This window comes from Bacillus sp. JZ34, from assembly GCF_053903205.1.
This window is the reverse complement of the sequence record NZ_CP096403.1, coordinates 2,191,057-2,206,236: the sequence shown is the minus strand read 5'-3', so window position 1 is coordinate 2,206,236 and position 15,180 is coordinate 2,191,057. Positions and strand designations below refer to the sequence as shown.

14 protein-coding genes are annotated in these 15,180 nt (G+C 46.4%); 2 read left to right on the top strand and 12 right to left on the bottom strand.

Annotation, left to right across the window (positions count from 1 at the left end; genetic code table 11):
• Window positions 1–229: 229 nt before the first annotated feature.
• Window positions 230–790, top strand: a complete 561-nt coding sequence (locus M1D90_RS11230) for an NAD(P)H-dependent oxidoreductase (protein ID WP_020451705.1) — start codon at window positions 230–232, stop codon at window positions 788–790.
• Between the two features lie 34 nt (window positions 791–824).
• On the opposite strand, the gene M1D90_RS11225 is transcribed toward M1D90_RS11230, so the two are convergent.
• The 7 genes from M1D90_RS11225 to M1D90_RS11195 all read right to left on the bottom strand — a co-directional run bounded on the left by M1D90_RS11225 (window position 825) and on the right by M1D90_RS11195 (window position 7,888).
• A complete protein-coding gene (locus M1D90_RS11225; protein WP_020451706.1) occupies window positions 825–1,175 on the bottom strand; it encodes a winged helix-turn-helix transcriptional regulator in 351 nt (116 codons plus the stop codon).
• A gap of 208 nt (window positions 1,176–1,383) precedes the next feature.
• Window positions 1,384–2,655 carry a glutamate-5-semialdehyde dehydrogenase gene (locus tag M1D90_RS11220; RefSeq protein WP_026579605.1) on the bottom strand — a complete coding sequence of 424 codons (1,272 nt, stop codon included), beginning with the start codon at window positions 2,653–2,655 and terminating at the stop codon, window positions 1,384–1,386.
• Between the two features lie 25 nt (window positions 2,656–2,680).
• Window positions 2,681–3,802 carry a glutamate 5-kinase gene (proB, locus tag M1D90_RS11215; protein WP_149169593.1) on the bottom strand — a complete coding sequence of 374 codons (1,122 nt, stop codon included), beginning with the start codon at window positions 3,800–3,802 and terminating at the stop codon, window positions 2,681–2,683.
• A 38-nt stretch (window positions 3,803–3,840) separates the two neighbouring features.
• On the bottom strand, window positions 3,841–4,692 hold the full coding sequence (proC, locus tag M1D90_RS11210; RefSeq protein WP_075213795.1) for a pyrroline-5-carboxylate reductase: 852 nt from the start codon (window positions 4,690–4,692) through the stop codon (window positions 3,841–3,843).
• Window positions 4,693–5,043: 351 nt separating this feature from the next.
• Window positions 5,044–5,721, bottom strand: a complete 678-nt coding sequence (locus M1D90_RS11205) for a DUF421 domain-containing protein (RefSeq protein WP_020451710.1) — start codon at window positions 5,719–5,721, stop codon at window positions 5,044–5,046.
• Between the two features lie 302 nt (window positions 5,722–6,023).
• Window positions 6,024–7,163 (bottom strand): inorganic phosphate transporter, encoded by a 1,140-nt coding sequence (locus tag M1D90_RS11200; protein WP_026579602.1) that lies wholly within the window; start codon window positions 7,161–7,163, stop codon window positions 6,024–6,026.
• 14 nt (window positions 7,164–7,177) lie between these two features.
• Window positions 7,178–7,888 (bottom strand): phosphoadenylyl-sulfate reductase, encoded by a 711-nt coding sequence (locus tag M1D90_RS11195; RefSeq protein ID WP_026579601.1) that lies wholly within the window; start codon window positions 7,886–7,888, stop codon window positions 7,178–7,180.
• A 611-nt stretch (window positions 7,889–8,499) separates the two neighbouring features.
• Between M1D90_RS11195 and M1D90_RS11190 the strand changes: the two genes are divergently transcribed.
• Window positions 8,500–9,264: a phosphosulfolactate synthase gene (locus tag M1D90_RS11190; RefSeq protein WP_020451713.1), complete on the top strand. Its 765-nt coding sequence runs from the start codon at window positions 8,500–8,502 to the stop codon at window positions 9,262–9,264.
• Between the two features lie 18 nt (window positions 9,265–9,282).
• Here the strand turns inward: M1D90_RS11190 and M1D90_RS11185 are convergent, their stop codons facing one another.
• The 5 genes from M1D90_RS11185 to M1D90_RS11165 all read right to left on the bottom strand — a co-directional run bounded on the left by M1D90_RS11185 (window position 9,283) and on the right by M1D90_RS11165 (window position 15,158).
• The gene (locus M1D90_RS11185; protein ID WP_020451714.1) at window positions 9,283–9,906 is read right to left on the bottom strand and encodes a YitT family protein; all 624 of its coding nucleotides are present in this window, start codon (window positions 9,904–9,906) and stop codon (window positions 9,283–9,285) included.
• A 90-nt stretch (window positions 9,907–9,996) separates the two neighbouring features.
• Window positions 9,997–11,103, bottom strand: a complete 1,107-nt coding sequence (locus M1D90_RS11180; RefSeq protein WP_023855743.1) for a mandelate racemase/muconate lactonizing enzyme family protein — start codon at window positions 11,101–11,103, stop codon at window positions 9,997–9,999.
• Between the two features lie 17 nt (window positions 11,104–11,120).
• Entirely contained in the window at window positions 11,121–12,362 is a 1,242-nt protein-coding gene (locus tag M1D90_RS11175) for an MFS transporter (RefSeq protein ID WP_020451716.1), read from the bottom strand.
• A gap of 65 nt (window positions 12,363–12,427) precedes the next feature.
• Window positions 12,428–13,435, bottom strand: coding sequence for a glycosyltransferase family 2 protein (locus tag M1D90_RS11170; RefSeq protein ID WP_026579598.1), 1,008 nt, complete (start codon window positions 13,433–13,435; stop codon window positions 12,428–12,430).
• 22 nt (window positions 13,436–13,457) lie between these two features.
• Window positions 13,458–15,158 (bottom strand): DUF6044 family protein, encoded by a 1,701-nt coding sequence (locus M1D90_RS11165; protein WP_456283498.1) that lies wholly within the window; start codon window positions 15,156–15,158, stop codon window positions 13,458–13,460.
• Window positions 15,159–15,180: the final 22 nt, after the last annotated feature.

The following is a 15,180-nucleotide window of genomic DNA, read 5'->3' as shown; positions in this document are numbered from 1 at the left end:
AAGTGACCCCCTTTTTGGATCGTCAAATTCCTTAGGCAGCAGAGCTTTGTAACATTATATTAAAAAAGTGCATTTTTCATGCCAGAGGATTTTGGACAGGCAAAATCGGACCGTTTGATGACAACTGATACTTACCTTTACGTAAGTACCTGAACCAAAAGTGCATACTTACAAATTCGCAGTGTGAACTTTATAATCAAGATGAAAACATGCCGAAGGAGGAAAATTTTTGAAAACACTGATTATCGTTGCACATCCAAGTTTAGAAACATCAGTTATCAATAAGCGCTGGGTAGAGGAGCTCAAAAAATATCCGGAAAAGTATACGGTTCACGAATTGTCCGACGTATATCCGGATGGAAACATTGACGCGGAAAAAGAACAAAAATTGGTGGAAGCGCACGGCAATCTTGTTTTTCAATTCCCTATCTATTGGTTTAACTGTCCGCCTCTTCTTAAAAAATGGCTTGATGATGTATTGGCTTACGGATGGGCTTATGGTTCAAATGGAGGTGATCGATTAAAAAATCGTAAAGTGGCATTAGGTGTATCCGCCGGAATTAAAGAAGAAGATTATGGTGAAAACGGAAGGTACCGCTATACGCTTGAACAAATATTAGTTCCATTTGAAACGACATTCCGATATTGTCATGCAGACTATCGTTCATTTTTTGCGTTTTACGGCAAGGAAAATGAGCCCGGCGGAAATGAGGAAGAAGCGACCGGGCCGGGAGCGGGAGAATTGGAGAAAAGCGCCCGGGATTATTTGCGTTTTATTGACAATCTTTAAGTTTTGCGGAAATCATTCCGGTTGAAACAGGCTGTCAGCCCAGCCTGTTTTTCTCTCCCCACTCACACATCATATTGAACAAAGGTAAGAGAGAACGTCCGCGTTCAGATAATGAATACTCCACCTTTGGGGGAATTTGGGGAAATTCCTTACGTATAATAAGGCCGTCTGCCTCCAACTCTTTTAACATGATGCTCAGCGTTTTGAAGGAAATGGTGCCGATGCTTCGCTTCAGCTCATTATGCCGCATCACTTCGCGTTCAGACAGCCAATATAGAATGATTATTTTATATTTGCCGCTTATCAATGACAACGTATATCCAAAACCGGTGTTTTTAAGATCCACACCGGTCGGAACGCAGGTTTTTCCGGTTGGGGGTTGCATAACGTACACTCTCCTTCTGAATCCTATATCATAGATCATTATGTAATTTGATTGAAAGGATGTAAAGGAAGGATTTTAAAGGATGCTTAAAGAAAAACCACTGCGCCGTATGTTTTCCGTGATACGGCGGATGCAGCCGTAAGAAAAAACTGCACCTCAATTGTCACCTGACAATCTTGAGGTGCAGTTTCAATGCAGGCTTTTTTATTTATCTTCTGATATGGCCGTCGCCTCTCATGATATATTTGCATGTGGTCAATTCTTTCAGACCCATAGGTCCGCGGGCGTGAAGCTTCTGTGTAGAAATCCCGATTTCCGCGCCGAAGCCGAGTGCGCCGCCGTCGGTGAACCGGGTTGAGGCATTGTGATACAGTGCTGCCGCATCAACGGTATTCAGAAAAGCCTTGGCTGTTTTCGGATTTTCGGTGATAATCGCTTCTGAATGCTTTGTTCCGTATGTTTCGATATGATCGCAGGCTTCTTCAAGACTTGCTGCGACTTTAACCGCGAGAACAAGGCTTAAATATTCGTTCTGCCAATCAGCTTCCCCCGCTGGTATCGCGCCTGGAATCCATTGAACCGCCTTTTCGTCCCCGTGAACTTGAATACCGTGTTCGTTTAAAGCATTGATAAGCGCTGCACTGTTTTCCTCAAGCCATTTTTCGTGAACAATCAGCGTTTCAAGCGCATTGCAGACGGCGGGGCGGTCTGTTTTCGCATTGATCATGACATTGATTGCTTTTTCAGGGTCTGCTTCCCGGTCGATATAGATGTGACAGTTGCCGACTCCCGTCTCAAGAACGGGAACGGTTGCGTTCTCAACGACTTCCTGAATGAGGGCACCGCCTCCCCGGGGGATGAGTACATCGATATGCTCTTTCATCTTGAAGAGCTGCTTCGTGGCGCTTCGGTCCGTGCTTTCGATAAATTGAACAGCATCGCGGGGAATGTCTGTCGTTTCCAGCGCTTGGTGCATGACCGATACGATCGCTGTATTCGAATGAATGGCGGAAGAGCCGCCTTTCAAAACGATCGCATTGCCCGATTTTAGAGCGAGCCCGGTCGCATCGACAGTCACATTCGGACGCGCTTCATAGATCATGCCGATGACGCCGAGAGGAACGCTGACTTTTTCCGCCTTTAGCCCGTTGTCGAGCGTCCAGCTTGATAGCGTTTCTCCGACCGGATCATCCAGTTCCGCGACTTCCAGCAGTCCATTGGCAAAATCCAGTACCCTGTCTTCATTGAGCGACAGGCGGTCGATGTAGGCTGCATCATAGCCTTTTTTTCGTCCCGCTTCAATATCTTTGGCATTTTCAGTGAGAATATAGCTCATGTTTTGTTTCAGGTGTTCGGCCAGTGTAGCAAGCGCCTCGTTCTTGTCTTTTTCAGTTGTCAGCCGCAAAGATTTTGCGGCTGTTTTTGCCTTTATCGCTTTTTCTTCGATTTGTGCCCTGGTGTTCTCGCTTGTCGCCGTCATGTCAATTCCTCCTTTGATTTGTTTTTTAAAGCGGAACGGATAGCTCTAAATGACAGACAAACGCTTCTCTGTCAACGACAGCCTGTGAGGAAGCGGCTGTTTCCTGATTCGTATCCTTCTTCCATTTACGAAGCTGGGATGAGGAAAAGTTGACGACGCCGAGGCCGATTTCCTCTCCTTCCTGATCAAGGATTCGAACGACGGAACCGTTGCTGAAACGGCCGTTAATTTCGTAAATACTAGAAGGATACAGGCTTTTTTTACGGTCGATAATAAACTCTTTGCTTTCGTTGTGGACGATGATGTCTCCTTCAGGTCCAGAGTTAAATGCTATCCATTGCTTTTTATGGTTGAGTGTGTGTGAATCGTCATTCGGAATAAAATACGTTCCCCTCGCAGTCCCGCTGATTGCTTCTTGCAACAGACCGGAGGTGTCTGCACGCCCTAAAAATCCTTTGATGCCTGAAGCCATTGTAATTTTAAAAGCGTCCAGTTTCGACTTCATGCCGCCTGTTCCGACTTCGCTTCCGGCATCCCCTGCTGAAGCTTCTATCTCCGGCGTGATTTCATTTACTTCCCGGACGAGTGCGGCGTCCGGCGTTTTTCGCGGATTCGCGTCATAAAGGCCGTCTATATCAGAGAGGATGGTCAGCAGGTTAGCGTCGATCAGACCCGCCACTTTAGCAGAAAGCGTATCATTGTCTCCGAATTTGAGCCGGTTGACGGTAACTGTGTCATTTTCGTTGATGATCGGAATAATGCCGCGTTTCAACAGAACATTCATCGTATTTCTCACATTGTTGTACCGTTTTTCATCTGAAAAATCGTTTTTTGTGATTAATATTTGTGAAGCGATATAGCCATGGGATAAAAAGAGCTTGGAATACGCTTCGATTAGTAAGCCCTGGCCGACAGATGCGGATGCTTGTTTTTCAGGCAATGTATCCGGCCTGTTAATGAAGCCAAGTTTCCGGTATCCGGCCGCCACAGCGCCAGATGAAACGAGGAGGACTTCGTGCCCTTCATCTTTGAGGCGGACGATCTGCTCAACGAGCTTTTCGAGCTTTTTGCTGCTGATTTCGCCGTGAAGACTTGTTAAAGAACTGCTTCCCACTTTGACAACTACCCTCTGTTGATTAGAGGTCATTTTATCACTCCTGTAGTATTTTTCTTCGTTACGGGTGCTTACTTTGCTGCGACTAATTGTTCAAGTTCGAGACTGATGGTTTTGGATCGTTTTGCGGCTTGTTTGACCGCCTGTTCGATCGCTTCGCCTCCTCCGCTTTCCTCCAAGGCCTTTAAACCGGCGGCAGTCGTACCGTTAGGGGAAGTGATGTTGTCTTTGAGAACAGCTGTATCTTCAGGGCTTTCCAACAGCATTTTGGCGGCGCCTAACAATGTCTGCGCGCCGATTTCCCTCGTTAGTTTTTGGCTTAATCCAGCCTCGGCTCCCGCTTTTTCGATGTGCTCCATTAAATAATAAAAGTAAGCAGGCCCGCTGCCGGCAATGCCGGTGAAAATGTCCATTTTGCTTTCTTCGATGGAATAGACTTCTCCCATGCATTGAAGCAGTTGTTTCGCGGTTTTTGACAGATCGGCTGTTACATGGCTGCCTTCGGCCATGGCGGTTGCAGATGCGCCGATTGCACTTGAGGTGTTAGGCATGATTCGGATGACAGGCTGCATGCCGTGCAGCTCGTTTTCAATAAATGAAATTGATATGCCAGCTAAAACTGACACGATAAGCTGATGGGGTTGAATATGCGGTTTCATGGAAGTAAGAGCACTCTCTGCATCTTTCGGCTTCATCGCCAAGATGAAGCAATCGATGTTCTGATAGTCAAGTTCTTCTTTTCTGACGCCTCGTATTCCATATTTCTGCTGGAGTTCTTCTAAACGCCGGTGGTTCGTGTGGTTTGTAACATAGATTTGCGAAGCAGGCAGTTTTTTGGATTGAACGATGCCTGAGATCATTCCCTCTGCCATTGATCCTGCCCCTATAAAAGCTACGTTTTTTTGATTAAAGATCTTTAACATCTCCCTTTGTTCGCATTTCTGTTCGTATTTTTTCGAACACGGTTAGTATATTAACACTTTAGATATTTATGTCAAGTTTGCGTGTTTTGATTGGACAGCGCAGGTCATGTGAAAAATGGAGATTTTTGAAGAAAAAAGGAAAAGAAAAAGAGGCTGAAAGCAGATTTTCCAGCTTCAATTGCACCTTTTGTCGTTTGTCTTTCCTCCATTTGAAGGCCGTTTGAATGATTTAACGGAATTTTTTAGAGATTGACAGCCTTTCGGACCGGTAAAAAAGTACGATCCTTTAGCCGTGTGAGCGCAAATAGAAAAGCGCGGGCTCGAAGCTTGTCGAACCCGCGCTTGCCAATATCAATAGGTTGTAACGTAAAGCTGCCCCTCATCGCCGCGCCATTCCGCATAAAGCACCTCTTGATACTGTGTAATACCTTGACTTGATAATTGATTTTGCAGCCAAAGCTCGTCAAAGCCGGCTTCATGCAGATTGTTCTTTTCGAGCTCGCCGTCGAGGATTAACGGCACCGGGAGCTGAACCGGTTTGTAAGGGATGTTTAAGTCTTCTTTTGTCGGCATCCCGTATTTGTGTTTTGGCAGGACGCTAAGCGAACCGTCTGTTTCAAGGATGGCATATTGAATCTCGTTTAAGGAAAAACAGCCTTTTTCACGTGCCAATGTCTGCAGCTGGTTCAGGTCCAATTTATTTTTTTTGAGGGCATTATAATCGATTTTTCCTTTATTGATCACAATACTTGGCCTGCCCTCGAGAAAACCTCTGATGTTTTGCACTTTTTGTGATAAAACTTCTATTGAATAGATTAGAATGGCCCAAACGAGGATGGCGAAAAGGACTTTCCAGATGGTGACATCCTGATCGAAAATCGCGTTTCCAACCATTTCCCCCAATATTAAAGCGGAAATAAAATCAAACGGCGTAATTTGGGCAAATTGGGTTTTCCCCAGAATTTTCGTCATCAGAAATAAAGCTGCAAACCCTATCGTCAGTTCGACTACCAAGTGTACATATTCCATCAAGGTTCCCTCCCGAATCTCTCTCTTCATTGTTAACAATCGGGATGTAGTTTAAACCAGAGGAATACTTTTCCTGAGAAAAAGGGCCATCTGCTGCGCCGCGCCTTCTGCCAATCCATTGGTATTCTTCAAAAAATAGCGGCGTCGTGCCAACCTCTTCTTCGATCATACGGCTGAGAAGTGCCGTTCCGCTCATGACTTCTCACGATCAGGCAATGAAACAGATAAAGCTGCACGAGCGCCTTTTTTAAATCCGGCTGATTCCGGGCCTTAGTCCCAATCATCCAAAACAGGCGGGCCGGTTAACTAAAGTCCCTCCATGCGGCAGGTTCTCTTTTACGCCCTCTTCCTCCAACGATCGACTTTACATGATCCCTGTTTCTTCGGACATCTGATTGTTTCTGCCTGGCATGTTTCATAAGGCTTACAGATCCAAGAGTGGCAAGAAAAACACATAAAACAACTGCAACTGAATATAAATCAAAATCGAGAAAGATTTTCACGAGACTATACGAAATGACAAGTGAAAAAACCGGTGAAACAACCCATACTTTCATTAACTTCAAAATAACGCTTTTACGAAAAATTGCCCTTCCCTTTTCAGAAAGGCCAATCCCAATGATGCTGCAAGTCGTAATCTGGGTTTGCGGCACGGGAATGCCAAATAGCGAAGCGCCGATGACTAGGGACGCACCGAGTCCGGAAACACATGACCCTTGCAAAAGCGAAAACTCGGTGATTTTTTTCCCATTCGTCTCAATGACTCTGCTTCCAAGGCAAATGGCTCCGATAGCCACGAACAGTCCCCCAAGAAGCGTTCCGCTGCTGACTGACAAGAGGCCTGCTCCAACGAGAGGTCCGACGGAATTCGCGACATTGTTCATTCCCGCCGAAAAGGCTTCTAAAAACCCGGTTAAAATCACTAGTGCGGTGAGCAGCCGCGCCCATTTTTGCTGTTTAAGCCACCGCAGCCTCTTCTCGGCTTTTTTCAGCAATTGTCCAATGAAAAAAGCGAGAAAAAAAGCGGCAATCGGAATGATCAGCCAATACATGACGATCACCAACAGCTTATCGGTAAATACCGCTTGAAATGCGACGCCGACCCCGACAATCGAGCCGACCGTCACCTCGCTGGTTGAAAGGGGAATCCCCGCGATGTTTGCAATAAACAGCGAAATCGCAGATGCTCCGAGGATAATCACGACAATATGCACATTGAGAATAGACGTGGGGATAATGCCTGAACCGATTGTTTTCACAACCTCTCCTCCGCCTATCATGGCGCCCAAAAATACACCGATTCCGCTGATCCACAAGGCCGCCTGCCTTTTCCGGACGGCACCTGCGCCATACGCTATTCCCATTGAAGCTGCTGCTCCGCTCGCTCCTATGTTCATGGCAAAAAACAAAGCGATAATGAATGCCAAAATGGTAATCGTCATCTTTTACCCAGCTCCTACCGGAATTGATGCAGCCCGCATTCTGTTTTTTCCTGACGGGCCCACCTTCCCGCTCTTAAATTGCCGCCGTCTGCCACGGGAGACGTACACACCTCACAGCCGATGCTCGGATAATCTTGATCATGAAGCTTGTGATACGTCAGCTGATTCAGCTTAATGTAAGTCCAGACATCTTCCCATGTCCAGTGAATAAGGGGGCAGACTTTAATCAGTTTAAAATTGTCGTCCTTGTTGATATAACGGACATGTTTCCGTGTTTCCGACTGCTCCCGCCTCAGCCCGGTCATCCATGCCTCCATCCCTGACAGATGCTCTCTGAGCGGCTCGATCTTGCGAAGGCGGCAGCAATGGTCCGGATGGCGTTTCCAAAGTTCGCTGCCATAGCGTTTTTCCTGTTCTTCAAGCGAGAGGCCGGGTTTTAAAAAGCGAATCGACAGACCGGGATAGCGATCTTTCACTTCATTGATAAGTTCATATGTTTCCGGAAAATGCAGTCCTGTATCTAAAAACACGATGTCCGCTTCTTTCACAACTTTTGAAATCAAGTCGATCAAAACGATTCCTTCCGCGCCGAAACTGCAGGCATAAACAATTTTTTGATACGTGCTGTACGCCCATTTCAAAACGTCCATCTCGCCGCTGAAGGTATCCATCACCTCTTCAGAAGCTTTTTCATTCCATGTGTGATACGTTAAAACATCGTTCATCGATTTTCCCCCAATACGTCCTAAAGGTTAGTTTTCTTACCCCCTGATACGAAACATGAACTGAAAGAACATATAGGCAGATTATTCACTTTTTAAACTAAATGTGATCTGGAAATTGTTATGATTTCAGCAATTTTGTGAATATCTGAAAGACCCGGCGCGCCAAATTGAAATAAACCGATTCATATCAGTCAATCATTACATCTGTCTTGCGGCATTAAAATAAAAACTGGCGGTGAGAGATCCGGATTTGATATACTGATATATTTTCTAAGATTAAGTAAGGGCTTCGCGTATCTGTCGCGGGCCTTCTTTTTACGTCAGTTTTCATTGTGAAGAACTAGTGAGGAACCATATGAAAGGACGGCGAATATACTTACTTTGACTTCACAAAATGGATAGATACCTAGTTGAGAAGCAAGTCAGGAGATGAGAGGCTAACATGCTGCCTAATGGGAGGTGGACGAAGATCACTCCTTGCCGAACGGCAACACATGAATGGGAGAAACGAAAAACGGGAAAAGGTGAATTCTTATTGTGACAGCTGAATAATGGCCGACAGACATTTACCTAAAAGTATGAAAGATACAGCAGATTGTGAGGGGTAATCAATGATTTCATCTGAACTGATACTGCCCGACAGGCAGCTTAAACCAAGATTAAAAGGGATCACCATCCTGATTGATAACGGGGTTCCCTTGAACTTTTTTAAAGATACGATTCACGGAGCGGCAGATTATATAGATTTTGTGAAATTTGGATGGGGAACATCTTTAATTACGAAATATTTGGTTGAGAAAATCGATTGTCTGAAGCAAAATGACGTTCAATTCTTTTTTGGCGGAACGTTGTTTGAGAAGTTTTTAAGCCAGGATAAAATTGAAGATTACTATCGCTACTGCAAATTATATGGATGTCGTTATGTGGAAATATCAAACGGAACGGTCCGTCTCTCTAATAAAGATAAAGCAAGCTTTATTTCCGATTTTTCGAAAGAGTTTCACGTGTTCAGCGAAGTCGGCAGCAAAGACAGCGCCCTCAGCAGTGAGCTGGAGTCAGCCGAATGGATCGATTACATCCTCGAAGATCTTGAAGCCGGAGCCGAGAAAGTGATCACGGAAACGAGGGAAAGCGGCACGAGCGGGCTGTGCAAAAGCGATGGAGAAATGCGGTCCCAGCTTATTGAGGAGATCCTTCATTCCGGCATCGCTTCAAGGGATTTAATTTTTGAAGCGCCGACGAAACAGCTGCAGACGTGTTTCATTGAAAAAATCGGTCCTGACGCCAATTTGGCGAATATACCGTTTCAGGATGCCATTCCGCTTGAAACGCTGAGACTGGGACTTCGATCAGATACATTTTATTTATATGATTAGGGTCGTTTGAAAAGCGGCCTATTTTTTATTGCGGAAACTGGCGATAGGCATCAATAACGGACGGAAGCGAATCTGATAAATCGCATCGATGATCCTCGTAGAAATCCACTGGCAGATTAGTGCTTGGATAACGATTCCCCAGGCGATGACAGACGCCGTCAAAAGGAAGATGAATGCGTTCATCATAAACAGTGCAGTTCCCGGTTTTCCGCCGCGGTAAATCGATATCATTAAAGCCAAGGCGCCAAAACCGCCGTTAGAAATATTGTATTTATATAGCAGTCCAACCCCCGTCCCCAAAAGGACGGATCCGTAAAATAAATCCAGCCAGATATTGTTCGTCGTCATGAGGGGCATGCAGGATTCGAAGATCTGCACCGAAACGGACGTCATGGTAATCGCCCCCATCGTTCCGAAGACCGTTACGGGTTCAAGCCATTTAACGGCCGTTAAAAGCAGCGAAAAGTTGACAGCCCAGACGGTTAATCCGTGCGGAACCTGAAACCAAAAATTGAGCAAAACAGCGATGCCGGCTGCGCCCCCTGAAGGAATATGGTTCGGAAACAAAAACAGCGCCATGCCGAGACCCTGTAACACGCTGCCCAGCACGATAGCATGTACGATTTTGAGCTTTCTTCCCATACGGATATAATCCCCTTTAAAGAAACTTGTCCTCTTCCTACTATATGTAAGGGGAAATGAAAAATATCACATTTTTTCGAGTTGGCGCTTTCACATGTAAGACGAGCCGTCCCATCCATACGCTTCTACGAGCTCTGTATCGATTTCGATTTTGTCCGGGACTTGAATGTATCCGTCTTTTATGCTGACGGGCACGAGTTTTGTGAACGGATTCTCCATCGCATCCCATTCGAGCGGTTCGATATCTTCTCCGTCCATTTTGCTCCAAGGCGGCAGACAGGCTTGTCCGAAAACGGCGTACATTCTTGAAAGTCCGCCGTCATAGCTGTGGGGAGAAACCCTTTTTCCGAAATGCCTGGCGAGCTTCAGAACGGTTTGAAAATCGTCTGTGCCGTCACAGTGCATAACATCGGGTTGAGCAATATCGACTGCGTTCTCCAGAAAAATCGGCAAAAACGGTTTTGCGCCTTTTACATTTTCTCCTCCGGCAACCGGAACAGAAAGCGCTGAACGCAGCATCCGGTATTCAGCGGGAACGTCAAACGGCATGGGCTCTTCAAACCAAAGCACGTTGCCCCAGGCGGAAAACCACGTTTCCCACTTCCGTGCGGCGGCCTGGTCATAACTCTGGTTGGCATCGAGTATCAGTCCGGTGTTTTGGCCTGTCATCTCCTGGAACGCCTGAATATGCGCCAAGTCTTCGGAAAACAACTTGCCTCCCGCTTTCAGCTTGACGGTTTTAAATCCGGACCGCACGGCCTTTTCGACAAGCCGGAGGGAATGGCGGCTCCAATCGGGCCTGTCTGAATATGATTGAAATGAGGCATAGACCGGGATCTGCTCCCTCAGTTTTCCTCCCCATAATTCACATACCGAAAGGCCTGCTTTTTTCGCCGTAATGTCCGTTAAAGCCATGCTAACGGCAGCTGCGGCCCGCTGATGCCACTTTTTGATGACGGTGACAAGCTCTGTGCGATTGCCCGCTTCTTTTCCAATTAAGTAAGGAATGATCCGTTTTTTAAAGCCCGCATCCAAAGCAGGCAGCCAATCCGCACATTCTCCCCATCCCGACAGGCCTGAAGCTGTCGTGATCCGAATCAGGTAGCACGTTCTGTAGCTTTTCAATCCGTTCGCATCGCCGTAAGGGGAGGAAAGCCTGTGGAACAGCGGAAATGTGTCAACCTTTTCAATGCGCATATTTTTTCTCTTCCCTCCTATCTTGCGTCAGCAGGCTGCAGCCCCTTCTCCCCTTTTTTGGTGTCTTCCTTTTTGACATGAATCATCGTCAGCACCAACACACCGACGACTAATGTCAGGCCCGCAATCGACATAAACATGCCGAGTTTCGACCATTCCATCAGCCTCCCGAAAATCGGCGGACCGATCGCGACTCCTAAAAATCTGACCGATCCGTACAGCGATGTCACAAAGCCGCGCCTCTCTTTTCCGACAGCCCCGGTTATGAAGCTGTTGACACACGGCAGAACAAAGCCTGTACCGATGCTGCTGATGACAAGGATCGAAATAAAAGGAATGAGCGCGGAGAAAAAAGACAGTGTGCCGTAGGAAACCGTAATCAGAGCGAGCCCGATAACCATCATTTTTTTCATCAGCTGCTGATTTTGTCCGATTTTGCTGCCCGTAATATATGATGTTGTACACATGACAAGCAGAGGGATCGCCAAGATCAGACCTTTCTTTACGCCGTCTGTATGAAATTCTTTTTCCAAAACATCAGATAAGTAAAAGAGGATGCCAAACAGAGTAAACAAACAGACGGCCCCTGCGAGATATGCGGTGAAAAGCCATCTGCCCTCATGTTTAAAAACGCTTGTCAGCCCTTTCACATATTTTCCGAGAGGCGGCGGATCTTTTTTCTTGTCTTTTTCTTTGATAAAAATCCAAGTCAAAATGATCGGTGCAATACAGAAAGCAGGAAATGCAAAAAACACCCAAAACCAAGCGATCAATGCTATCAATGATCCTAAAATCGGAGACAGCACTTTTCCGAAGCCGTTCGAGGCTTCAACGAGACCGAGCACCCGGCTTTCTTCAGATCCTTTAAAAAGGTCTCCTGTCAGCGCCATTGCGATCGGCGCTGTACCGGCTGCTCCAAGCCCCTGCAGTCCTCTCCCGAAAAGCACCCACGGGAAAGCGTTCGCAAAGGTCGTCGATGCAAATCCTGCAAGAATCCCGCCGGCCCCGTAAAGGAACAGGCACGGAATAATCACCACTTTCCTTGAGAAGCGGTCCGCCAAGTAACCCAGCAGCGGAATAAAGAGCGCTGCAGTAATCGAAAACACGGTAATGACAAGGCTGACTTGAAATTGCGATAAATTGAGTTCAGATTTCATCTTCGGCAAAATCGGAATCAGCATCGAATTTCCCAACGTCATAATCAATGGGATCGACCCGATCGCGACAACCGTCATGCCAGAGGTTTGTTTTTCTGTCATAAATTTGTACATCCTTCCTTATTCAAAATGAACTGTAAAAGTTAAGTAATCCGTTTGATCCGTCATCAACTGAACTTCGTTTCCGGCCGTTTTTCAGGTTCGCGCCGGCCGAGCCGTTCCGTATATAAATCGATATCCACCGCATACCTCGGCCTTCTTTTCACTTCGGTGAAAATCGTTCCGATATATTCGCCGATAATGCCGATCCCCATCAATTGCAAACCGCCCAAAAACCATATCGAAATGATCAACGAAGCCCAGCCAGCATTCGTGTAGCCGAGCAGCTTTTGAATCATTGCATATATACCTGCGATACAGCTTAGGAAAAATAAGAAGAAGCCAATCAGGGTAAAAAAACGGATCGGAGCGACACTGAATGACGTAATCCCGTGAAAAGCGAAAGACAGCATTTTTTTCAGCGGATATTTCGTTTCTCCAGCCAGCCGCTCTTTTCGGTCATAGAACACTTTGGCCGACCGGAGGCCGATCAGGGGCACCAGACCGCGCAGAAAAACATTTGCTTCTGCATAACGGCTGAGCTCTTCAAGCGCCCGTTTATTCAAAAGCCGAAAATCGGCATGGTTATCGACCAGCTGGATGCCGAGCTTATTCATGATCCGGTAGAACCATGCGGCTGTTGTTCGTTTAAACCATGTATCCGTTTTCCGGCTGCGGCGTACGCCGTAGACGATTTCATAGCCTTCATGATATTTTTCGATAAACCGGCGAATTGCCGAAATGTCATCCTGAAGGTCGGCATCGATTGAAATAACGCAATCCGATTTTTGCTTCGCTTTATCTAGTCCGGCTAAGAGAGCTTTTTGATGTCCCGAATTACGGGCCAGCTTCAAGCCTGTCACATAGCGGTTTTTTGTGCTTTCCATAGCAATCAGCGGCCATGTGCGGTCCGTCGATCCGTCATCGACAAATAAAAGCTTGCTCTCTGCAGAGATCAGCTTGTCTGCTGTGAGATCATCCAATACCGCAGTCAGCTGTTTTGCGGTTTCGGCAAACACGTCCTCTTCGTTATAGCAGGGTATGACGATTGTCAGCAAAGGCTGTTGAAGATTCAATTTGCTTCCTCCTTATCGATGCTTATTTCGCTTCATATACATAGATGTTCCAAGCGGACTGCGGGTGGCTGAACCGCTTTAAAAACGCCAGCTTGTTTTGTTTTGCATTCATAATCGGAACCGAAGAAAAAATATATCGCCCCCCCATTTTTTTGAACGCTTCAGTGTTCAATTCGAGGTTCGTGATTTTTTTCTTTGTGCTCTTTTTGAACGCGTAATGTTTTCCGAGCTCGTCAACAAACAAGTAGCAGCGGCTCCCCCACTCATCGAAATAGCGTTTCAAGACCGGATTTTTATCAAGCTCTTTGGCGATGATTTTCCGGAATTGATACTTGTACTTCAGCGGATAAATATTGGCATACGTATCAAGTGTGTAAAAACCGTTATACTGCGCAATCGCGGGATGCAGGCCGATGCTCGCCACCCGGTAGGAATCGGGAGACCGGCCGATGAACCGTTTGATCTGTTTGAACTGATCTGATGCATAAAATTCCCGAAAGGTCGGGGCATGGTGGTATGCGCCGTAAGTCAGCTCTTCATGAAACGGTATAAGCACGAGCAGCTGGGCCACCAGCGCGGCATGGACGAAGCGCCGCCATCTCTTCCCCATTTTCCACAATATGTAGCATGCAACTGCAAAGCTTGCGTATATCACAAGAGGGCGCAAAAAGTGAAAACGCGCGAAATTGAATGCCGAAAGCAGACTGATCTTTTCCTTGGGAAGCGCCCACAGCTTGTTGAACCAGAGGGCATACCATAAAGAAAGCGCATAATTTAAAATGAATAAAAAGATGAACAGCTTTTCTTCTCTTGGCCGCTTTTTTCGTTGTCTCGCAACGACGAGCCCAAAAGTGAGCACAATCAAAGGCAGGATCACCGCCGTATGGACGGTCATGACATGATTGTGGCCGAGCACGAAATTTTTAAATGACAGCCGAAACGAATGAAGGATGTCGTGCCTGGATGAAATAAATTCAACCCGATGCATCGTTTCGCCTGAAGCGAAAACCGAATAAACAAGCCGGTATTCTATCGCCAGAAAAATGCCCGTCATGAGAGCGATGCTTCCGAGAAAGCGAAGGTTAAAGCTGCGCTTTAAAACCAAATCATAAAGCCAAATCAGTGAAACGGCTGCTAGGAAAAAGAAGAAACCGAGCACAAAGCTTGAGTAAAGCGGCAAAAGCGCAAGGGTCGCCCATTCTTTCCATGAGTCTCTTCCTGCCCTGATGTTTAAAAAAGCCCATAAAGCTAAAGGATGGCCAAGCGTGCTGAGCATTCCCGAAGGCCAAAAGGGTGTCAGGGCAAAAGCAAGCGATACCGCGATTCTGATGAAATACGCTTTTTCATCGCGAATCAAATGGCTTTTCAGCAGCAGGTACATCCCGACAAAGGCAAACACCCTCGTGATCGTTTGGCTTATAGCGTATGCGGTCATTGAGGGAAACAAGGCATGAAGCCAGACAATGCCGCTCCATTCCGTTCCGTAAGCATCCCGCGGCAGTCCGTTGATGATTTGCGGAATAACGGCTTTAACACCGCCGAGCAGTTGACCGCTTTCCGCCAACACCTTATACCATGCAATGTTGGAATCCAGGTTGTCATGCACGCGGATATGAGCGTCTTCATTTAATATGTAAAGCGGAAGGACATAGAGAAGAATGACACTGAATGCGAAAATTAAATATCGCTTTTCCTTGCTGGTCTTTTTGACGAATAACGACACGAATACCACATCCAATTTTGTT